Origin of the sequence: Nocardiopsis sp. TNDT3, assembly GCF_003427465.1 — a bacterium.
Lineage (GTDB): Bacteria > Actinomycetota > Actinomycetes > Streptosporangiales > Streptosporangiaceae > Nocardiopsis > Nocardiopsis dassonvillei.
The window spans coordinates 1-6,880 of record NZ_QPFC01000275.1 but is presented as its reverse complement, the minus strand read 5'-3'; the positions used below and the strand labels follow the sequence as shown (position 1 = coordinate 6,880).

Sequence of the window (6,880 nt, the reverse complement as noted above, 5' to 3'; positions counted from 1 at the left end):
GGAGGGGGCGGGCGGCACCGCCGGGCCGTGCGAGCTGGAGGCCTTCTTCTCCGTCCCCGAGACGTGGGGGAGCGGGGTCAACCGGCGGCTGATCGCCGACGTGCACCGGGCCGTCGCCGGGGCGGGGTACGGCGAGGCCGTCCTGTGGGTGCTCCGGGACAACCCGCGCGCCCGGCGCTTCTACGCGGCGCACGGCTGGGAGGCCGACGGGGCGGTCACCGAGGAGGGGCCCCTCAACGGCGCGGTCCTGCCCCGCCTGCGCTACCGGCGGGGGTTCTGACCGGGACCGGTCGGTGCGCGGCCTCGCGGACTCCGCGCCCCCGGGACGAACGACGCCCCCACCCCGTGCCGGGAGCGTCCGGGCAGGTCGGAGCCGTGACCGGGAGGAAGGCGCGTCGCCCCGGATCTTTGCCTTGCCCGGGCGGATTGCCTAGGCTGCCGGCACCACTCGCGGTACCGCCCAGGGGGGAGAGTCCGCGCTCCGGCGGACTCCGGGACCGGTGCCGAGCCGTCTGGAGGGATTGCGATGAAGGCCACCGACGCCGCCCGGCTGCCGGTCCTGCCGGGGGAGGACCCCTGGACGGCGGGGGAGCTCGCCGAGGTCCGCGGGCGACTGGAGGAGGAGGCCGCCGCGGCGAAGCGGGAGCTCGGGCAGGTCGAGGCCGAGTTCACCGAGCTGCTGGAGGACCCCGTGGAGGGGGCCGGGGACGACAGCGCGGACGCCGGGGCCAGGGCCTTCCAGCGCGAACAGGATCTGGCGTTGGCCTACAATACTCGTGACCTGCTCGCCGAGGGCGAGCGGGCGATCGAACGGATGGACGCGGGGACCTACGGGGTCTGCGGCTCATGCGGGCAGGCCATCGGGAAGGCGCGCCTTCAGGCCTTCCCACGCGCGACCCTGTGCGTCACCTGCAAACAGCGCGAGGAGCGTCGCTGACTGAGGTAGAGCCCTCCGGGGACAGGAACATGACCACGACCGACAAGACGGGCGCGCGTCCGCGCAGGTACCTTCTCCTGCTGCTCGTCGCGCTCGCCGCGATCGGCGTCGACTTCCTCACCAAGGAGTGGGTCCTGGCGACCTTCGCCGAGGGCGAGTACCTCGACGTCATCGGCGACTTCGTCCAGTTCACCCTGGTGTTCAACACGGGCGCCGCCTTCTCCATGGGCACCGACTTCACGTGGGTGTTCACCTGCATCGCCAGCATCGTGGTCCTCGTCATCGGCTACATGGGTCTGCGGGTGCGCAGCGTGTGGTGGGGTGTGACGCTCGGACTGATGATGGGCGGCGCCGCCGGGAACCTGGTGGACCGCTTCTTCCGCGACCCGGCCCCCTTCCACGGCGCGGTCGTCGACTTCATCAGCGTGGGGACCTTCCCGGTCTTCAACATCGCCGACTCCTGCGTGGTGGTGGGCGCCTGCCTGGTGGTGGCGCTGACCTTCAAGGGACTCAACCTGGACGGGACCTTCATCGAGGACGACCGCGACACCAAGAAGGCCTCGGCCGAGGGCGGAGAGAACGCCGGAGGCGCCGGTGGGACCGGTGCCGCCGGAGACGACAGGACCGGAGGGAGGGACCAGTGAGCGACGTTCGAAGCCTGCCCGTGCCCGACGGGCTGGAGGGAGACCGGCTCGACTCGGCCATCGCCCGGATGTTCGGCCTGTCCCGTACCCGCGCCGCCGAGATCATCGGTGACGGCGGCGTCCTGGTCGACGGCTCCGAGGCGGCCAAGTCCGACCGCGTCAGCGCGGGGGCCTGGCTGGAGGTCACCCTCCCGCCGCCGCCCACCGCTCCCGTGCCGCGTCCCGAGGCCGTGCCGGGCATGCGGATCGTGCACGAGGACACCGACATCATCGTGGTGGACAAGCCGGTCGGCGTGGTCGCCCACCCGACCGTGGGCTGGACCGGTCCCAGCGTCCTGGAGGGCCTTCTGGCCTCCGGAGTGCAGGTGGCCACCAGCGGCGCCGCCGAGCGCCAGGGCATCGTGCACCGGCTGGACGCCAACACCACCGGCCTGATGGTGGTCGCCAAGAGCGAGACCGCCTACAGCGTGCTCAAGCGGGCGTTCAAGGAGCGCACCGTGGACAAGCACTACCACACGCTCGTCCAGGGGCACCCGGATCCACTCCGGGGCACCGTGGACGCGCCGATCGACCGCCACCCGGCGGGCGACGGACGCTGGGCCGTGGTCGCGGGCGGGCGCCCGTCGGTGACGCACTACGACACGCAGGAGGCCTTCCGGGCCGCGAGCCTGCTGGAGATCAAGCTGGAGACGGGCCGCACCCACCAGATCCGGGTGCACATGTCGGCCCTGCGCCACCCGTGCGTGGGCGACATGCTCTACGGCGCCGACCCGACCCTGGCCGAGCGGCTGGGCGTGCGCCGCCAGTGGCTGCACGCGGTGCGCCTGGGCTTCGACCACCCCACCGAGCACCGCCCGGTGGAGTTCTCCAGTCCCTACCCGGACGACCTCGCCGCCGCCGTCGAAACGCTGCGCGAGGACTGACCGACCGGCTCCCGGGTCGGGCCGTCGGGATCCGGCGGCCCGACCCGATCCGTCCACAGGCGCGGATGAGGGCTTGCCGTGCGTGCGCGGGGCGAACGACACTGGGATCGGGGGGAAGCCCCGCCCCCTGGGGGCGCGCGGCGCCCCCGGTTCTCAGTCTGACACCGGGCTTCGGCCCCGGCCAGGGCCTTCCCGGACCTGTGGACGGCTGGCCTGCGGGAGGCCCCGGTCACCTCCTCCGCGCGGACGGGACCACGTACCGGGTACGGATCACCCCTTGGCACAGGGCGGCGCCCAGGATGATGACCACCGCGCCCAGCGGCTGGTTCCAGCTCAGGGTCTCGTCCAGCAGCACGACTCCGGCGGCGATCGCCACCACCGGCGCCACGTAGGTGACCGTGGTCGCCACGGTCGCCCCGGCCTCGCGCACCACCGCGTACTGGAGGATGTAGGCCACACCGGTGCCGAAGACGCCCAGGGTGCTCACCGCCGCCACCACCTGCCACGTCACGCCCGTGGGCATCTCGGTGAACAGCGGGACCAGGACCACCAGCGGCACCGAGCCCAGCAGCAGTTGCAGAGTGCTCAGTTCCAGGGCGCCGTGGGAGCTGCCCGCCACGAACCGGCGCAGGTAGGGCGTTCCGATCCCGTAGCAGACGGTGGCTCCCACGACGAACAGCATGCCCAGCACGGCGTCGCCGTCGCTGACGGTCACCTCGTCCAGCGACCTCCACACCCCGAACACGGTGAGCACACCCAGGAAGCCGATGCCCAGGCCCAGGACCCGGTCGCGGTCGGGCCGCTCGTCGGAGAGCAGCAGCATCGAGAACACCACGCCGAACAGGGGCGTCGAGGCGTTCACGATGCCCATGAGCGCGGACGGGATGAGCTGGGCGGCGTACCCGAACAGGGTGAAGGGGACGGTGTTGAGCAGCAGCGCCGCCACGAACATGTGCCCCCACAGGCGTGGTGAGCGCGGCAGCCGGCCGCCCCGCAGCAGCAGGACGGCGAGCAGGGGCAGCGCTCCGGTGGCCATGCGCCCGAGCGAGAGCTGCACGGGGGAGAGCACCTCGGCCCCGATCTTGATGAACAGGAAGCTCATGCCCCAGATCAGGGAGAGCAGGACGAACTTGGCCCGCCAGTCGGAGAGCGCGCGGCGCGGGCTGCCGGGCGGGGCGGACACGGGGGAGACAGCGGAGGCAGCGGACATGGGACGTTTCTATCCCCGAACGATGTGTTAGGTCTACTTCGTATTGCTTAAGTCGGACCTTAGGCTTGCTTACATGCTCAGCGTCGACCGACTCCGGGTCCTGCACACCATCGCGGCCCACGGCTCCCTCAGCGCCGCCGCCGAAGCCCTCCACGTCACCAACTCGGCCGTCTCCCAGCAGCTCACCAAACTCGAACGCGAGGTCGGACAGCCCCTCGTCGAGCGCAACGGCCGGGGCGTGCGCCTCACCGACGCGGCCGAACTCCTGGTCGAGCACACCGCCAGGATCCTGTCCATGGTCCAGCGCGCCGAGGCCGATCTGGAGGCGCACCGCGACGACGTCACCGGACACCTGCGCCTGTCCGCCACCCCCACTGCCGTCCGGGGCCTCCTGCCGCACGCGCTCTCCTCCCTGCGCGAGGCCCACCCCGGTCTGCGGGTGGAGCTGCACGAGGAGGAGCCGCACGAGAGCGTGCCCGCCATGGCCCGCGGGGACGCCGACCTGGCCATGGTCGTCGACTGGATCGGAGCGCCGCTGAACCTGCCCAGCGGCATGAGCCGCGCCCCGCTCATGGAGGACGTCGGCGACATCGCCCTGCCCGCCGACCACCCCCTGGCCCATCGCGAGATCCTCGCACCGGAGGAGATCCTCGACCTGCCCTGGATCAGCTGGTCGCGCGGGTCGATCTGCGACGACTGGCTGCACGGCCTGATACGGGCGCACGGCGGCGAACCCAACGTCATCCACAACGTGGAGGAGCACCAGACCAAGCTGGCGCTCATCGCCGCCGGGATCGGCGCCGCCGTCATGCCCCGCCTGGGATGCGGACCCCTGCCGGAGGGGGTGCGGGTGGTGCCCGTGCAGCCCGCGCTGGTGCGCCAGGTGTACGTGTTCTGGCGCACCGACGCCTCCCGTCGTCCGGGCATCCGCGCCACCGTGCGCGCCCTGCGCGAGGCGGCCGCCGCCTACGCCGCCTGAGTGCTCAGCCCCCTTCCCGGAAAGGTTCGGGTCCGATGAAGGGGCACGGGCACCGTGCCGCCCGAGGCGGCCGGTACGGCGCCCGTGCATCCGTGCACGCCGGGGGCAGGGCGCGTCCGCAAGGCTTCGCCCGAGCGCTCCGGCAACGACCGGTGGCGCGGTGGTGACCGCTTGATCGGACGCGACCGCTGCCCCGGAGTCTGCCAGTGGCCCGGTTGCCCGTTGACCTGGTAGCCCGCGGCCCCGGTCACCCGTCGGGCCGGTGGCGACCGGTGGCCCAGAGACGACGGCGTTCCGGTGGGCCGGTGGTGCGGACGGCCCCGCGGGGCGGCGACCCCCAGCCGTGCGGCGGTACCGGCTCAACCGTTCAGCAGGCCCGACAGGGTGGCGCCCGGGCTGATCACCTCCGGGTCCGTCCGCACGTCCACCAGGGTGGGCAGATCCGCCCCCACGGCCTCCGCCAGCGCCTTCTCCAACTCCTCACGCGTGTGCGCGGTCGCGCCCCTGGCGCCCAGGGACCGGGCGTACCCGGCCAGGTCCAGCGGTCCGCTGATCCGGGTTCCGGCGATCCTCCCCAGTTCCCGGGCCTGGTGCATGGCGATCGTGCCGTACAGGCCGTTCTGGAACACCACCACGGTGACCGGCGCGTCCATCCGCACCGCGGTCTCCAGCTCCTGCCCGGTCATCAGGGCGCCGCCGTCACCGGCCACCGCCACCACCGTCCGGTCCGGGGCGGCGATCTTGGCCGCCACCGCGGCGGGCACGGCGTAGCCCATGGCGCCGCTGGTCGGCGCCAGCTGGGTGCGCGGGTGCCGGAACCACCAGCCCCGGTGCAGGAAGGAGGCGAAGTTTCCCGCGTCGTTGGTGATCAGCGCGTCCTCGGGCAGCGCCGCGCGCATCCCCGCGACCACCGCCCACGGATGGAGCCGGGAACCGGTGTGCCCGGCGGCCTCGGGGGGCACCGTCGCGGTGTCCACCCACACCCGGCGGGCCGAACTCCAGTCGCGGTAGGGCGCCTGGACCGGCGCCCCGGCGAGTTCGCGCAGCGCCTCCCCGGCGTCGGCGACCGCGCCGAACCACAGGTCGGTACCGGCCCCGATCTGCCCCGGATCGATGTCGATCTGCGCGACCCGGACGCGTCCGCCGCGTTCGGGCAACCGGTACCCCTGGGTGGTGGTCTCGCTCATCCGGCAGCCGACCACCAGGACCGCGTCGGCCTCCGCCAGGGCGTTGAGCACCGGCGGAGAACAGCCCAGCCCCAGGTGCCCCAGGTACAGCGGGTGGTCGTTGGGGAACACGTCCTGGCGCCGCCAGGCGGCGTACACGCCCGTGTTGAAGCGTTCGGCGACCCGGATCAGGTCCTCCCGGGCCGCGCGGGCGCCACCGCCCGCGACGATCACCGGGCGCACCGCCCTGGCCAGCCAGGTCGCCAGCCGGTCCCTGGCCTCCGTGCCCAGGACCGGGCGCGGGACCACGGGCGGTCCGGGCGGGTCCTGGGGGCCCACGCGCTGGCCGAACAGGTCGCCGGGCACCGCGATGGCGACCGGGCCGGGCCTGCCGGTGGTGGCGACGCGGACCGCCTTCGCGGTGACCTCCGCGAGCCGGTCGGCCCGGTGCACGGTGGTGGACCACTTGGTGATGGGCGTGTAGAAGGCGGTGAGGTCCACCTCCTGGAAGGCCTCTCTGCCCAGGTGCTCGGTCTCGGCCTGTCCGAGGAACACGATCATCGGCGTCGAGTCCTGCATGGCGGTGTGCACGCCCACCGCCAGGTTGGACGCTCCCGGCCCCCGGGTGGCCGCGGCCACGGCGGGGACGCCGGTGAGCTTGGCCTCGGCCTCGGCCATGAACCCGGCGCCGTTCTCGTGCCGGGTGGAGACCAGCTGCATGCGCGGGTGCTGGTCGATCGCGTCGGCGAGCTCCAGGAAGCTCTCACCGGGGACGGTGTAGCACCGTCTGATCCCGGCCGCGGCCAGCACCCCCACCACCGCGTGCGCGGCGGTGTCGGTGGGCGGGCTGGGGCGTTCTGCTGCGCCTGTGGCCATGGGGGCGGGGTCCTTCCATCGTCGCAAGGTCCACTCGGCGCGTCCGAACGGTCCAGACCGGGGGCCTGGCGCGTCCGGGCGCGTGCGGCCGGTGGTGACCGGCCGCTGCCGTTTCGAGCCTCGTGGGCTCCGCGGCGTCCCGGAT

7 protein-coding genes are annotated in these 6,880 nt (G+C 73.3%); 5 read left to right on the top strand and 2 right to left on the bottom strand.

Features of this window, described 5'->3' with window-relative positions; all coding sequences use genetic code 11:
* The 4 genes from DQW06_RS07490 to DQW06_RS07475 all read left to right on the top strand — a co-directional run.
* Positions 1–280 (top strand): GNAT family N-acetyltransferase (locus DQW06_RS07490; RefSeq protein ID WP_117198201.1); only part of this gene is annotated, 280 nt, incomplete at its 5' end.
* Between the two features lie 246 nt (positions 281–526).
* Positions 527–937 carry a TraR/DksA C4-type zinc finger protein gene (locus tag DQW06_RS07485; protein WP_013151961.1) on the top strand — a complete coding sequence of 137 codons (411 nt, stop codon included), beginning with the start codon at positions 527–529 and terminating at the stop codon, positions 935–937.
* Positions 938–966: 29 nt separating this feature from the next.
* Positions 967–1,581 carry a signal peptidase II gene (gene lspA, locus DQW06_RS07480; RefSeq protein ID WP_013151962.1) on the top strand — a complete coding sequence of 205 codons (615 nt, stop codon included), beginning with the start codon at positions 967–969 and terminating at the stop codon, positions 1,579–1,581.
* Positions 1,578–2,504, top strand: a complete 927-nt coding sequence (locus DQW06_RS07475; RefSeq protein WP_013151963.1) for an RluA family pseudouridine synthase — start codon at positions 1,578–1,580, stop codon at positions 2,502–2,504. The genes lspA and DQW06_RS07475 overlap by 4 nt, the downstream gene beginning before the upstream one ends.
* A 229-nt stretch (positions 2,505–2,733) precedes the next feature.
* Here the strand turns inward: DQW06_RS07475 and DQW06_RS07470 are convergent, their stop codons facing one another.
* Positions 2,734–3,714: a DMT family transporter gene (locus tag DQW06_RS07470; protein ID WP_013151964.1), complete on the bottom strand. Its 981-nt coding sequence runs from the start codon at positions 3,712–3,714 to the stop codon at positions 2,734–2,736.
* Positions 3,715–3,787: 73 nt separating this feature from the next.
* On the opposite strand from DQW06_RS07470, the gene DQW06_RS07465 reads away from it, so the two are divergent.
* Positions 3,788–4,693 (top strand): LysR family transcriptional regulator, encoded by a 906-nt coding sequence (locus DQW06_RS07465; RefSeq protein WP_013151965.1) that lies wholly within the window; start codon positions 3,788–3,790, stop codon positions 4,691–4,693.
* A gap of 359 nt (positions 4,694–5,052) precedes the next feature.
* On the opposite strand, the gene DQW06_RS07460 is transcribed toward DQW06_RS07465, so the two are convergent.
* Entirely contained in the window at positions 5,053–6,735 is a 1,683-nt protein-coding gene (locus tag DQW06_RS07460; protein WP_117198200.1) for a thiamine pyrophosphate-dependent enzyme, read from the bottom strand.
* Positions 6,736–6,880 lie beyond the last annotated feature (145 nt).

Bases quoted from the DNA above. Each gene is read 5' to 3' on its own strand.
- DQW06_RS07485 (WP_013151961.1), top strand. From the start codon at position 527: ATGAAGGCCACCGACGCCGCCCGGCTGCCGGTCCTGCCGGGGGAGGAC.
- DQW06_RS07465 (WP_013151965.1), top strand. From the start codon at position 3,788: ATGCTCAGCGTCGACCGACTCCGGGTCCTGCACACCATCGCGGCCCAC.
- DQW06_RS07460 (WP_117198200.1), bottom strand. From the start codon at position 6,735: ATGGCCACAGGCGCAGCAGAACGCCCCAGCCCGCCCACCGACACCGCC.
- DQW06_RS07470 (WP_013151964.1), bottom strand. From the start codon at position 3,714: ATGTCCGCTGCCTCCGCTGTCTCCCCCGTGTCCGCCCCGCCCGGCAGC.
- lspA (WP_013151962.1), top strand. From the start codon at position 967: ATGACCACGACCGACAAGACGGGCGCGCGTCCGCGCAGGTACCTTCTC.